Source organism: Streptomyces sp. NPDC110618, from assembly GCF_055657065.1.
The window spans coordinates 107928-120837 of record NZ_JBVKBN010000007.1 but is presented as its reverse complement, the minus strand read 5'-3'; the positions used below and the strand labels follow the sequence as shown (position 1 = coordinate 120837).

General features: G+C 70.8%; 12 protein-coding genes. 5 read left to right on the top strand and 7 right to left on the bottom strand.

The genetic code is table 11. The features are described 5' to 3' along the window. Window positions 1-3: 3 nt before the first annotated feature. A complete protein-coding gene (locus tag ACZ7L7_RS15655) occupies window positions 4-828 on the bottom strand; it encodes a maleylpyruvate isomerase family mycothiol-dependent enzyme (protein WP_285515560.1) in 825 nt (274 codons plus the stop codon). Window positions 829-1006: 178 nt separating this feature from the next. On the opposite strand from ACZ7L7_RS15655, the gene ACZ7L7_RS15650 reads away from it, so the two are divergent. Further along, window positions 1007-1789 (top strand): carbon-nitrogen family hydrolase, encoded by a 783-nt coding sequence (locus ACZ7L7_RS15650; protein ID WP_285515561.1) that lies wholly within the window; start codon window positions 1007-1009, stop codon window positions 1787-1789. Between the two features lie 136 nt (window positions 1790-1925). Here ACZ7L7_RS15650 and ACZ7L7_RS15645 read toward each other — a convergent pair whose 3' ends face one another. Together ACZ7L7_RS15645 and ACZ7L7_RS15640 are read right to left on the bottom strand one after the other, a co-directional pair. Then, window positions 1926-2423 (bottom strand): LURP-one-related/scramblase family protein, encoded by a 498-nt coding sequence (locus ACZ7L7_RS15645; protein ID WP_453605629.1) that lies wholly within the window; start codon window positions 2421-2423, stop codon window positions 1926-1928. Then, window positions 2420-3424, bottom strand: a complete 1005-nt coding sequence (locus ACZ7L7_RS15640; protein WP_453605631.1) for a GlxA family transcriptional regulator — start codon at window positions 3422-3424, stop codon at window positions 2420-2422. Before ACZ7L7_RS15640 ends, ACZ7L7_RS15645 begins: the two co-directional genes overlap by 4 nt. 51 nt (window positions 3425-3475) lie before the next feature. Here ACZ7L7_RS15640 and ACZ7L7_RS15635 point away from each other — a divergent pair, with 51 nt between their 5' ends. Together ACZ7L7_RS15635 and ACZ7L7_RS15630 are read left to right on the top strand one after the other, a co-directional pair. Beyond that, window positions 3476-3868, top strand: coding sequence for a cupin domain-containing protein (locus tag ACZ7L7_RS15635; RefSeq protein ID WP_285515564.1), 393 nt, complete (start codon window positions 3476-3478; stop codon window positions 3866-3868). Between the two features lie 29 nt (window positions 3869-3897). Then, complete coding sequence (locus ACZ7L7_RS15630) at window positions 3898-5712, top strand: NHL domain-containing thioredoxin family protein (RefSeq protein ID WP_472076113.1); 1815 nt, start codon at window positions 3898-3900, stop codon at window positions 5710-5712. Here ACZ7L7_RS15630 and ACZ7L7_RS15625 read toward each other — a convergent pair. The 4 genes from ACZ7L7_RS15625 to ACZ7L7_RS15610 form a co-directional block, all read right to left on the bottom strand. Next, complete coding sequence (locus tag ACZ7L7_RS15625) at window positions 5700-5942, bottom strand: DUF6458 family protein (RefSeq protein WP_285515566.1); 243 nt, start codon at window positions 5940-5942, stop codon at window positions 5700-5702. The genes ACZ7L7_RS15630 and ACZ7L7_RS15625 overlap by 13 nt on opposite strands. 60 nt (window positions 5943-6002) lie before the next feature. Beyond that, window positions 6003-7298: a M18 family aminopeptidase gene (locus ACZ7L7_RS15620; protein WP_472076112.1), complete on the bottom strand. Its 1296-nt coding sequence runs from the start codon at window positions 7296-7298 to the stop codon at window positions 6003-6005. A 79-nt stretch (window positions 7299-7377) separates the two neighbouring features. Further along, entirely contained in the window at window positions 7378-9204 is a 1827-nt protein-coding gene (locus ACZ7L7_RS15615; protein WP_472076110.1) for an acyl-CoA dehydrogenase, read from the bottom strand. 129 nt (window positions 9205-9333) lie between these two features. Then, a complete protein-coding gene (locus ACZ7L7_RS15610) occupies window positions 9334-10203 on the bottom strand; it encodes a dioxygenase family protein (protein WP_472076108.1) in 870 nt (289 codons plus the stop codon). Window positions 10204-10300: 97 nt separating this feature from the next. On the opposite strand from ACZ7L7_RS15610, the gene ACZ7L7_RS15605 reads away from it, so the two are divergent. Next, window positions 10301-10774 carry an SseB family protein gene (locus tag ACZ7L7_RS15605; RefSeq protein WP_093719847.1) on the top strand — a complete coding sequence of 158 codons (474 nt, stop codon included), beginning with the start codon at window positions 10301-10303 and terminating at the stop codon, window positions 10772-10774. A 198-nt stretch (window positions 10775-10972) separates the two neighbouring features. Beyond that, window positions 10973-12907, top strand: a complete 1935-nt coding sequence (locus tag ACZ7L7_RS15600; RefSeq protein WP_471593229.1) for a YncE family protein — start codon at window positions 10973-10975, stop codon at window positions 12905-12907. Window positions 12908-12910: the final 3 nt, after the last annotated feature.

Here is a 12910-nt window from a genome sequence, read left to right as displayed (position 1 = left end):
CGGCTACTCGGTGACGGCGAAGTTCCGCAGGATCGCCTGCGTCAGCATGGTGTCCCCCTCGGTCTTCAGCCGGTCCGAGACGGCCTCCGGGGTGACCCGGCCGCAGGCGAGGCGGACGTACGTCTCCCAGTCCAGCGTCAGCGTCGCGGCCGGGCCCAGCGCGGGTGCCGTCTCCAGCGTGCCGCGGCCCTGGATGTCGACGCGGATGGTGCGCAGGAACTCCACGGGGCCGTGCACGTCGAAGACGATCGCCGAACTCCGGGGCGCGTCAGCCCGCTTGGCGACCACGTCGGGCAGCGCGTCGAGCAGCACGTCCCGGGCGACCAGCGCGCCCGGCGAGTCGAGGTTGCCGGGCTTGCCGAGCGCGGTGCGCAGGTCCTGCTCGTGCACCCACACGTCGAAGGCGTGCTTGCGCATGTAGTCCTCAAGGGTGATCTCGCGGCCCATCGGACCGCGCACCTTCGTCCCCGGGTCCCGGGACTCGTTGCGCAGCTGACGGTTGCGGCGGATGACCGTGTACTCCAGCTCCGCGGTCATCTCCGGCGCCGTGTGGTGGCGGCGGACGTCGACCTGCATCTCCGCGTAGCGCTGGGCCTCGTTGGTGACGTGGAAGAGGTCGCGCGGCAGGGTGTGGATGGGCCGCGGGTCACCGAGCATCTCGCAGTCCAGGCCGATGACATGGGAGACCACATCGCGCACCGACCAGCCGGGGCACGGCGTGCGCCGGTTCCACTCGCCCTCCACAAGCGGCTGCACCAGCTCGGATATCGCTTCGATGGAGTGCGTCCAGGCGTCGGCGTAGGGCTGGAGGGTGGGATGCAGACTCACGGAACGGGACCCCTCGGCGGTCGGTACACGGGCAGGTGGTGGCGGCGATGCCAGTGGGAGGTGGCTGTCGGCGGGCGTCTTGGACGTTAAGTTACGCTGCTGAGAGGCACCCCGGCAGTGCTTTCGTGTGACGATCGTAGGCCTGTGTGGACGGGTCGAATGCCAGGACGGTGGTAGCGTGCGCGCCTCTTTGCTCCAGATCGCCGTGGACGAGGGCGAATCGGTCGAATCGCGTCGGGTGCGGGCGGCCTCGCTCGTCCGCGAGCAGACCGGCGCCGATCTGGTCGTCCTGCCGGAGCTGTGGACCGTCGGCGCCTTCTCCTACGAGCTGTTCGGCACCGAGGCCGAGCCGTTGGAGGGGCCCACCTACGAGGCCATGGCGAAGGCCGCGAGCGACGCGGGCGTCTGGCTGCACGCGGGCTCGATCCCCGAGCGGGACCCCGAGGGGCCGCTCTACAACACCTCCCTGATCTTCGCTCCTTCCGGTGAACTGGCCGCCGCCTACCGCAAGATCCACCGCTTCGGCTTCGACAAGGGCGAGGCGGTGCTGATGGGCGCCGGGAGCGAGCTGGTGACGGTCCGTCTGCCCGCCACCACCCTGGGCGTGGCCACCTGTTACGACCTCCGTTTCCCCGAACTCTTCCGCGGTCTCGTCGACGCGGGCGCCGAGACCCTGATCGTGTCGGCGGGCTGGCCGGAGCGCCGCCGGGCGCACTGGACGCTGCTGGCCCAGGCGCGGGCGGTGGAGAACCAGGCGTTCGTGCTCGCGTGTGGAACGGCCGGGACGCACGCGGGAGTTCCGCAGGCGGGTCACTCGATCGTGGTGGATCCGTGGGGCGAGGTGCTCGCCGAGGCGGGGCCCGGCGAGGAGGTCCTGACGGTGGAGTTCGACCCGGAGAAGGTCACCGAGACCAGGGAACAGTTCCCCGCCCTGAAGGACCGTGTCCTGCGCGCCCTTTGACGGAACCGGCTCGACGGGACCAGCTCGACGGAACCGGCTCGACGGGACCAGCTCGACGGGACCAGCTCGACTCAGCCAGCTCGACGGAACCGGCTCCGTGGGCGCCGACGCCGACAGCGCCGCCCATGACGGCGTATCAGTCGCCCTCCCGCTCCCTCTCCGCCAGGTGGATCACGCAGACCGCCACCGCGATCAGCAGCGCCGGGTCCGCGTCCTCCCGTACGACGTCCACGCCGTAGGTCTCCCGGACGGTCAGCCACCGGCGGGAGACCACGGCGAGCAGTTCGCCCTCGTACTCGACGGCGAACTCCCGGTCGAGGATCCTGCCGCTGACGTCCAGCACGGTGGAGCCGTCGGCCAGCGAGACCCGGTAGTGGTTGCGCAGCAGGGACAGGCGCTTGCGGCGGACGGTGGCGAGCGGCTCGTCGCCGCGCTCGATGACCATGGTGTCGCGCAGCGCGAACATCTTGCGCCGGATGTCGATCAGCACCCGCCCCTGCCGGTCCTTCAGCTCGAAGGTGTCCCGCAGCCGCATGGCCTTGCCGTCGACGAGGAAGACCTTCTCGCCCCGGTCGTCCTCGATCCAGTAGTCGTCGCCGAAGCCCAGCAGCCGGTCGCGTACGAGGAATCTCATGGCACGAGGGGTTCCCCGCCACGCGTTCCGAAACGCCGCCGGTAGTCCGACGGGCTGAGTCCGGTCGCCCGCCGCAGCCGCGCCCGCAGGTTCGCCGCGGTGCCCAGCCCGCAGCGCGCCGCCACCACGTCCAGCCGTTCCTCCCCGCGCTCGATCAGCCGGCAGGCCAGCGCCACCCGCTCCCCGGTCAGCCAGGCCAGCGGAGTCGTCCCCAGCTGGGCACGGAACCGGCGGTGCAGGGTGGCCGGTGACACCGCCGCCCGCGCCGCCAGGTCCGCCACCGTCAGCGGCTCGCCCAGCCGCTGCTGCGCCCACGCGATCACCGGGCCCAGGGACGCGTCCGGCACCTCGGGCACCGGCCGCTCCACGAACTGCCGCTGCCCGCCGTCCCGGTGCGCGGCGAAGACGAGCCGTCGGGAGACGGCGTTGGCGATCTCGGCGCCGTGGTCCCGCCGGACCAGGTACAGGCCGAGGTCGAGAGCCGCGGCGCTGCCCGCCGCGGTGAGGACCGGTCCCTCGTCCACGAACAGCACGTCCGGCTCCAGCCGCACCCGCGGGTGCAGTGCGCGGAACCGGTCGGCCCACATCCAGTGCGTGGTGGCCCGCAGCCCGTCCAGCAGCCCGGCCTCGGCGAGCGCGAAACTGCCGGTGCAGAAGCTCACCACCCGCGCCCCGCGCGCGTGGGTACGCCGGACGGCGTCCAGGACGGGGGCCGAACGCGGCACCACGTTGTCCGGCCGACCCGGCACGACGAGCGTGTCGGCGCCGTCCACGGCGTCGAGTCCGGCCGTCCCCGTCATGGTGAAGAAGCCGTGGTTCATACGGACGTCGGGCGTGGGCGTGCACAGGACCACCTCGTACAGCGGTCCCGGCAGCCCCAGTTCGGGTCTCGGCAGCCCGAACAGCTCGGTGGCGACGCCCACTTCGAAGGGGTTGGTGCCCTCGTCGACGACGACGGCGACCCGGTGCGGCCGAGGAGCGTGCGAGGAATCTTGCGCCATGTGCGATTCCTAGCACTCGTGCGCGTGCCCCGGCCACCGCACGATGACTCCATGACCCAGGAACCCGTATCGCTGCCCGCCGCCCTCGCCTCGTTCACGGACCAGTGGAGCCCGCGCATCGCCACCACGGTCAACGACTACGACGTACGCGTCACCCACGTCGAGGGCGAGCACCTCTGGCACACCCACGACCACACCGACGAGTTCTTCCTGGTGCTCTCCGGTGAGCTGCGCATCTCTCTGCGCGAGCCGTCCGGGGAGCGCACCGTCGTCCTGCCGCCGCTGTCCGTCTTCACCGTCCCGCGCGGTGTGGAGCACAAGCCCTTCGCCCCGGTCCCGACCGACATCCTGCTGCTGGAACCCTCGGGCACGTCGACCGTCGGGGACCGGCACGAGGAGGTCCCCGGCCACGTCGACGTGACCACGGGCCATGCCCTGGGGTGACTGTCGGTGGCCGGTGGCACCCTTGCCGTATGACTGATGCCGCGCCCCGCCGACGTGCCCGCGTCCGCGCCCCCGAGCTGGTCGGCCGGGGCGGCTGGGTGAACACGGGCGGGCGGCCGTACGGCCTGGCCGAGCTGCGGGGGCGGATCGTCGTCCTGGAGTTCTGGACGTTCTGCTGTGTGAACTGTCTGCACGTCATCGACGAGCTGCGGTACCTGGAGGAGCGGCACCCGGACACGGTCGTGGTGGTCGGGGTGCACTCGCCGAAGTTCGCGCACGAGGGCGAGCACGCGGCCGTGGTGGACGCGGTGGAGCGGTACGGGGTGGCGCACCCCGTGCTGGACGACCCGGAGCTGGTCACCTGGAAGCAGTACGCGGTACGGGCCTGGCCGACGCTGGCCGTGATCGACCCCGAGGGGTACGTCGTGGCGCAGTACTCCGGCGAGGGGCATGTGCCCGCGATCGAGCGGCTGGTCACGGAGCTGGAGAGCGAGCACGCGGCCAAGGGGACGCTGCGGCGCGGGAAGGGGCCGTACGTGGCACCGGAGCCGGAGCCGACGGTGCTGCGGTTCCCGGGGAAGGCGCTGCTCCTGCCGTCCGGGGACGTCCTGGTCAGCGACACGACCCGGCATCAGCTGGTGGAGCTGGCGGCGGACGGGGAGAGCGTCGTACGGCGGATCGGGCAGCGGGACCGGCGGGGTCTTGAGGACGGCGACGCGGCGCGGGCGCTGTTCAGCGAGCCGCAGGGGCTCGCCCTGCTGCCGGACGGGACGGTCGTCGTCGCCGACACGGTCAATCACGCGCTCCGGCGCCTGGACCCGGGGTCGGGGCGGACGTCCACCCTCGCCGGTACGGGGTCACCGTGGCGGTGGGGGGACCGGACCGCGGGCCCCGCGCGGGAGGTCGGCCTCTCCTCGCCCTGGGACGTGGCCTGGTGGCGGGGCAAGGTGTGGATCGCCATGGCGGGCATCCACCAGCTGTGGGTCTACGATCCGGCGGCCGGGACGGTCGCCGTCGCCGCCGGGACCGGCAACGAGGGGCTGGTCGACGGCCCGGCCGCCGAGGCCTGGTTCGCGCAGCCCTCCGGGCTCGCCGCCACCCCCGACCGGCTCTGGATCGCCGACTCCGAGACCTCCGCCCTGCGCTGGATCGACCCGGACGGTGTGGTGCGCACCGCCGCCGGCACCGGTCTGTTCGACTTCGGGCACCGCGACGGCGCGGCCGGACAGGCCCTGCTCCAGCACCCGTTGGGTGTCACCGCGCTCCCCGACGGCTCGGTCGCCGTCAGCGACACCTACAACCATGCCCTGCGCCGCTACGACCCGTGCACCGGCGAGCTGACCACCCTCGCCACCGACCTCCGCGAGCCCAGCGGGGCCGTGGTCGACGGGGAGGACATCGTGGTCGTGGAGTCCGCGCGGCACCGCCTGACCCGGCTGAGGCTGCCCGAGCATACGCTCGCGCCGCCGCCCGCAGCCGTCGACGTCACCGAGGTCGCGGCCGGGGAGCTGCGCCTGGAGGTGGCCTTCGAGGCCCCGCCCGGCCAGAAGCCGGACACCCGCTACGGCCCCGCCACCCGCCTCCTGGTCGCCGCCACCCCGCCCGGACTGCTGCTGGCGGGCGCGGGCGCGGACCCGGCGCTGTCCCGCACCCTGCGGTTCGACCCGGAGGTCGGGGAGGGCGTCCTGCACATCTCGGCCACGGTGGCGGCCTGCGACGACGACACGGAGGTCCCGTACCCGGCCTGCCATCTGCACCGGCGGGACTGGGAGGTGCCGGTGCGGACCGTGCCGGACGGTCCGGCACGGCTGCCGCTGACCCTGACGCCCGGTCAGCCGCCGTAACCGTTGTGGTAGCCCGGCCGGTTGGGGTCCTCCTCGACCACCGGGGTGGTCGGCGGCACCACCACTCGCCTGCGGCGGGCGATGCTGCTGAAGGTGGTGACGCCGATCAGTCCGACGATCATGAGGATGATGCCGACCAGGTCGAGGTTGACGCCCTCCATGTCCCAGTCGGTCGCGAACGTGAGAATGGCTCCCACGCCGATGAGGATGATGCATCCGCCGAGGCCCATGAGGTCCCGCCTCCCTGTCCGGTGGTTCCGGTCGCGGGCGGGTACCCCCGTCGCCGCCGGTTACCCCTCCAGGAACGCGGTCAGCACGTTCGCCAGCAGGAACGGGTCGTCGGCGCCGCACAGTTCGCGGGCGCTGTGCATGGAGAGGATGGCGACTCCGATGTCGACCGTGCGGATGCCGTGCCGGGCCGCGGTGATCGGGCCGATGGTGGTGCCGCAGGGCATGGCGTTGTTGGAGACGAAGGACTGGAACGGCACGCCCGCCCGCTCGCTGGCGGCGGCGAACACGGAGCGGCCCGAACCGTCCGTGGCGTAGCGGTTGTTGACGTTGACCTTGAGGATGGGGCCGCCGTTGACGCGCGGGTGGTGGGTGGGGTCGTGCCGTTCGGCGTAGTTGGGGTGGACGGCGTGCCCGGTGTCGGAGGACAGACAGACGGTGCCGGCGAAGGCGCGGGCCCGGTCCTCGTAGGAGCCGCCGCGGGCGAACACCGAGCGCTCCAGCACCCCGCCCAGCAGCGGGCCGTCGGCGCCGGTGTCGGACTGCGAGCCGTTCTCCTCGTGGTCGAAGGCGGCCAGCACCGGGATGTACGGCAGGTCGCCGCCGGTGGAGACCGCGGCCAGCGCGGCGGTGGCCGCGTGCACCGACAGCAGGTTGTCCATGCGCGGCCCGGCCACCAGTTCCCGGTCGCGGCCGAGGTAGGCGGGCGGTTCCACGGAGTGCACCATGAGGTCCCAGCCGGTGGCCTCGCCCCGCTTGAGCCCGTTCTCGTCCTCCAGGAAGGCGATCAGGTCGCCGTCGCGCACATCGTCACCGAGCCCCCACACGGGCTGCAGATGGCGCTGCTTGTCGAGCTTGAGGCCCTCGGAGGCGACCGCGCGGTCCAGATGGATGGCGAGCTGGGGGACCCGCAGCAGGGGGCGGTCGATGTTCACGAGGCGGGTGGAACCGTCGCGCAGGGTGAGCCGGCCGGCCAGGCCCAGGTCGCGGTCGAGCCAGGAGTTGAGCAGGGGGCCGCCGTAGATCTCCACGGCCACCTGGCGCCAGCCGTGGGCGCCGGAGTCGGGAAGCGGCTTGACGCGCAGGTTGGGGGAGTCGGTGTGCGCGCCGATGATGCGGAACGGGGTGTGGGGGGCCGCGCCCTCGGGGACGTACCAGGCGATGATCGCGCCGCCGCGGACGACGTACTTGCCACCGCTGGAGGCGTCCCAGGCGTCCGTCTCGGCGACCTGCCGGAACCCGGCCTTCTCCAGCCGCTCGGCGGTGTTCGCCACGGCGTGGTACGGCGACGGACTGGCCGCGAGGAAGGTCATGAGGTCGTCGGTGTGGCCGCGGTCGAAGCGTGAGGGTTCGCTCATGGGGTTCACCTTAACGACGTAACAGGGCCCGCCCCCCGTTCATGAGGAGGGCGGGCCCTGGTGGGAAAGGGGAGTTGTCCTAGAAGGCGGCTTCGTCCAGCTCCATCAGGTCCAGCTCGACGTTCTGGGCGAGCTTGCGGGCGCCGGTGACACCGGGCAGGACGTTGGCCGCGAAGAACTTCGCCGCCGCGATCTTGCCGGTGTAGAACGCCTTGTCCTTCGCGGAGGCCGTCTGAAGCTTCTCCGCCGCGACCGCGGCACCCTTCAGCAGCAGGTAGCCGACGACCACGTCACCGGAGGCCATCAGCAGGCGGGTGGTGTTCAGGCCGACCTTGTAGATGTTCTTGACGTCCTGCTCGGTGGCGGCCAGGTCGGTCAGCATCAGGCCGACGATGGCCTCCAGCTCGACGGCGGCCTTGGCCAGCTGCTCACGGGCGGCGGCCAGCTCCTCGCCGCCGGTGCCGAGCGCCAGGAACTTCTTGATGTCCTCGGCGAGGGAGTTCAGCGCCGCGCCCTGGTTGCGGACGATCTTCCGGAAGAAGAAGTCCTGGCCCTGGATGGCGGTGGTGCCCTCGTACAGGGTGTCGATCTTGGAGTCCCGGATGTACTGCTCGATCGGGTACTCCTGCAGGAAGCCGGAGCCGCCGAAGGTCTGCAGCGACTGGGCGAGCTGCTCGTAGCCCTTCTCGGAGCCGTAGCCCTTGACGATCGGCAGGAGCAGGTCGTTCAGCGCGTGCTCGGCCTTGGCGTCCTCGCCCGCGGCCTCCTTGACGGCGATGGCGTCCTGGATCGAGGCCGTGTACAGCACCAGGGCGCGCATGCCCTCCGCGTACGCCTTCTGCGTCATCAGGGAGCGGCGCACGTCGGGGTGGTGGGTGATGGTGACCTTGGGCGCGGACTTGTCCATGAAGTTCGCCAGGTCCGGACCCTGGACGCGCTCCTTGGCGTACTCCAGCGCGTTGAGGTAGCCGGTGGACAGCGTGGAGATCGCCTTCGTGCCGACCATCATGCGGGCGAACTCGATGATGCGGAACATCTGGCGGATGCCGTCGTGCTTGTCGCCGATCAGCCAGCCCTTGGCGGGGTGCCGGTCGCCGAAGGTCATCTCGCAGGTGTTGGAGGCCTTCAGGCCCATCTTGTGCTCGACGTTCGTGGCGTAGACGCCGTTGCGCTCGCCCAGCTCGCCGGTCTCGAAGTCGAAGAGGTACTTCGGGACGAGGAAGAGGGACAGGCCCTTGGTGCCGGGGCCGGCGCCCTCGGGGCGGGCGAGGACGTAGTGGAGGATGTTCTCCTCCATGTCGTGCTCACCGGAGGTGATGAAGCGCTTCACGCCCTCGATGTGCCAGGAGCCGTCCTCCTGCGGGACCGCCTTGGTGCGCCCGGCGCCGACGTCGGAGCCCGCGTCGGGCTCGGTCAGCACCATGGTGGAGCCCCAGGTCCGCTCCACGGCGATCTGGGCGATCTTCTTCTGGACGTCGTTGCCCTCGTCGTAGAGGATCCCGGCGAACGCCGGGCCGGAGGAGTACATCCACACGGCCGGGTTGGCGCCCAGGATCAGCTCCGCGTACGACCAGATCAGGGACGGGGGAGCGGTGGTGCCGCCGATCTCCTCCGGGAGGCCGAGCCGCCAGTACTCGGACTCCATGAACGCCTTGTAGCTCTTCTTGAAGGACGCGGGGACCGGCGCGGTGTTGGTCTCCGGGTCGAAGACCGGCGGGTTGCGGTCGGCGTCGGCGAAGGACTCCGCGAGGTCGTTCTCCGCGAGGCGGGTCATCTCCTCAAGGATGCTCTTGGCGGTGTCCGTGTCCATCTCGGCGAAGGGCCCGGTGCCGTACAGCTTGTCGCGACCGAGCACCTCGAAGAGGTTGAACTCGATGTCCCGCAGATTCGACTTGTAGTGCCCCATGGCGACGGCTCCGTAGAGAGAATCGGCGAGGCACTAAATCCTCGCGCTAGTTCACGTACCAACAAGTAGCTACGATGATGCTACCCGTCAGTAATAAGCCGCAACCCCGATCCGCTCATCTGTGACGGGTCACACCGGAACCACCAGCGAGGCCGTGAATCCGGCCCCTGGGCTGCCCTCCACGGTCGCGAGCTGCCGGTCGTGGCCGTCGCTGAACACGGTGTCCGTCTCGATCGAGAGTGAGCGGAGATTGACACCACTCTCGCGGTAGCCGTCCGTTTTGTACACCCTTTCGCACACATCCCTGGGAAACGCGAGCTGCGAGGTGCTGGTGATCGCGGTGGCCGCCGTGGCGTCGGCGAGGCTGCCGTAGACCTCGATGTGGATGTGCGGCCAGCGGCCCGGGTAGCAGCCGGGGAACACGGTCGTGAAGCTGACCTGCCCCTTCGCGTCGGTCTCCTGCACACCCCGCAGCCAGTTCTCCTCGGTGACGCCCTCCGAGTACAGCGAGTAGTTGCCCTCCCGGTCGCAGTGCCAGACGTAGACCGCGGCGCCCTCCTTGGGCGTACCGCAGTCGCCGGCCGCGTCGACGACGGTGAGCGTCACGGTCAGGGGTACGCCCTCGGCGGTGCCGCCCGCGGAGTCGCCGAAGCTGGAGCGGATGTCGGAGCGGACGACTCCGCTCTCCTTGAGCACGTTGACGCCGTTGGACCCGTCGCCGGGGAAGGGCCCGGCGGTCTCCTCGGGGATCGCCGCGCACTCCTCCGCAGACGACGAGGCCGCGCCGCCCGCCGCCTTCCCGGAGGCCCCAGAGGTCCCGGAGGCCCCGGAGGCCCCGGAGGTCCCGGGGGTCTCGGAGGTCTCGGAGGTGCAGCCCACCAGCGGGATCAGCCCCGCGCCCGCCATCAGCCGGATCATCCGGCGGCGGGCGAGGACGGGGAGGTCGTGGGAGAGCCCGCGGTCGTGCTCATGGGGTCCGTCGGCGTGGTCGCTCCGCATGACATCGACGCTACGAGCCGGGGCGCCGTGAGAACCAGGGCAATTGCTTGTCAATCAGCTGTCGGTTCACCGCGATGGCGGTACTAGGCTTGCGCCCATGTATGGATACGGCCAGCCCATGGACGGAGGCGCTGCTCAGACCGGCTACGCCCCGCCGCAGCAGCCCATGTCCGGCGGGTACGGCCAGCAGCCACCGCTGTACCCCGAGCCGTCCCCGCCCTCGCTCGCCGACGCGGTACGGGCCTTCACCACGGGGCAGATGTCCGCGGAGGACTTCCAGCAGGTCTTCGCGACGTCGAAGGTGTACTGCCCGCGCGGCGACAACCCCGGCTTCCTCGCCCTGCACAACACCCAGCAGCCGGTGATCCCCATGTTCACCTCGCTGAAGGAACTGCGCCGCTACGCGGGCAAGGAGTCCAAGTACTTCGTCATCACCGGCGCCGAGGTGATCGACCTCCTCCCCACCGGCTACGGCTTCGTCCTGGACATGGAGGGCGAGCACCGCATGGTCTTCGACGCCAAGGCGGTCGAGCAGATGGTGGAGTTCGCGATGCGCAGGATGTACGGCTGACCGAACCCCCGACGAGGAGCAGCGCCCCCCGGGGCCGGAATATCCCCTGCCGGATTGTCACAGCCATGCCATAGAGTGCCGGAGGCAGCCGCGCCCCGCACGCCACCGCTTTTTCGCGGTCCGCGTCCGGGTGCCGCGCGGCGCTCTCATCTACCGGCCTCGGGCCGGTTTCCTGTGTGGGGGTTCATTACTGTGCGCATGCGCAGCACATCGGCCGCGACGGCGCTCGCGGTCCTGTTCGGCTCGGCCGCGCTGAGCGTCGTGGCCGCGGCTCCGGCGTCGGCGGCCACCGCCGTGGTCAAGGCGCCCGGGGGCATGGTCGCCAGCGGCCAGCGGGTCTTCCTCGGCGACCGGCAGGCCGGTACCGTCCTGGCCGCCAATCACTCCGGTACCGTCCTCGCCTCGGTGAGCGGGGTGTCCGGGGTGTCCGACCTGGCGCTGTCCGACGACGGCGCCACCCTGTACGCCGCTGCCCCGGGCACGCACGAGATCGTGGCCCTGGACGCGGCCACCTTCGATGTCAAGGCCCGCTATCCGGTCGCCACCGACACCGGTCCGGTCCATGTCGCGTACGCGGGCGGCAAGGTCTGGTTCAGCTACGGCGACCAGTGGGACGGCGACCTCGGTTCGGTCGACCCGGCCGTGGACCCGGCGAGCGGCACGGACCCGGTGGCGCTGGCGCAGTTCCCGAAGGAGGGCACCTCCGTCGGGATGTGGGGCCAGGCGCTGCTGGACACCGACCCGCTGCGGCCCGGTCTGCTGGCCGTCGGCGAGACCGGTCTGTCCACCGGCTCGATGGCCGTCCTCGACGTGTCGGACGGCACCGCGAAGCTGACCGCCTGGCACAACGGCGACTACTCGCTGAACCACGGGATCGGCGACATCGACCTCGTCGCGGGCAACGACCAGGTGCTGGTCAACGGCACCGACCGGGACGCGTACGCGGACGGCACGTTCACCAAGGCCGGCGCTTACCCGGGCGGGCACCGCGCCGACATCGGCCGCAGCGGTCTGGTCGCCCAGAGCACGGGCAGCAAGGTAGCCGTCTACCGGCCGGACGCGACCCAGCCGGTGCGTACGTACAGCACCGCCGCCGCCGACCTGGCCTGGGCCCCGGACTCCTCCCGGATCTTCGCCCTGGTCCCGAACAGCTCAGGCGGCTACAGCCTCAAGGCGCTGACCAGCCCGAACCTCAATGTCCCGACGCTCAAGGTCAACGCCCCGTCGACCGCGACGCGGAACAAGAAGCTCACCGTCACCGGCAAGATCTCGGCGACGGTCCCGCTGCCCGAGGGCATCGAGCTCAGTGTCACCCGCACCGACCTGGACAGCCCGAACGGCAAGGCGCTGCCCGCGGTCAAGGTGAAGGCGGACGGCACCTACTCCTTCACCAACACCCCGCCGGCCGGCGGCAAGGTGAAGTACACGGTGAAGTACGCGGGCGACGCCACGCACGCCCCCGTGAGCGCCTCCGACACCGTCGAGGTCTCCCGTGCCTCCACCAAGCTGAGCCTGAACAACAACGGCAAGCTGTACGGCTACGGCGCGGACGTGAAGTTCACGGCGCACCTGGGCACGACGTACAAGAACCGCACGGTCGAGATCTGGGCCAACCCCTACGGCTCGGACAAGCCCAACAAGCTGATCAAGACCGGCAAGGTCAACTCCAGCGGCAACCTCTCCGCCGTGGTCGACATGAAGCGCGACACCACCGTCACCGCCGTCTTCAAGGGCGACGCCCGCTACAAGCCGAAGACGGTGAAGGTCACGGCGTACGCCAAGGCCAAGGTGTCCACGACCGTCGCCAAGCACTACAAGAAGGCGAAGATCGGCTCGACCACGTACTACTGGTTCCACAAGAACACCGACCCGCTGCTGACCACCACGATGAACTACTACGCGGGCCGCCAGCAGCGCTTCGACCTCCAGGTCTACTACCAGGGCAAGTGGTACGACACGGCCTCGGAGTACTTCTCCCTCGGCACCAACGGCAAGTCCGCGGTGACCCTGGAGGCCCCCGGCCAGGCGGGCATCAAGGCGCGCATGCGCTCGGCGTACATCAACGGCTCGTCGGGCGACAACGTCAACTCCACGACGTACGGCACCTGGAAGTACCTGTACTTCAGCAACTGACGC